Origin of the sequence: Bartonella queenslandensis AUST/NH15 (assembly GCF_000312585.1) — a bacterium.
Taxonomy (GTDB): Bacteria; Pseudomonadota; Alphaproteobacteria; order Rhizobiales; family Rhizobiaceae; genus Bartonella; species Bartonella queenslandensis_A.
The window spans coordinates 1-260 of record NZ_HE998362.1; the positions used below are offsets into that span (position 1 = coordinate 1).

A 260-nucleotide genomic window follows, 5' to 3' on the forward strand; every position below is an offset into this window, starting at 1 on the left:
TCTTGCTCTTGAACTTTTCTCCCCAACCAACCTACGCAACCAAAAATATCCTCCCGTGGATCTGGAGGTCCACCTTCACCTTCAGCGATTGGGGCTTGAGAGTGAGGTTCATAAAACTTGACAAGTGCTTCACGGGCTTGCTTGGCTTGTTCTTCAGCGCGATAATGATCTATGGAAGAAACGCTTTCTGATGAAGACTGGGGGGGGCTCTCTACCGATGTTTCCTCATGACTAGAGACCTCTACCTCATCAAGAGCACT

Annotated in this window: 1 pseudogene; it reads right to left on the bottom strand. The window is 48.8% G+C overall.

From position 1 onward, the window contains the following. Window positions 1–260 (bottom strand): annotated as a pseudogene (locus BN338_RS12460) (hypothetical protein); the annotation flags it as partial.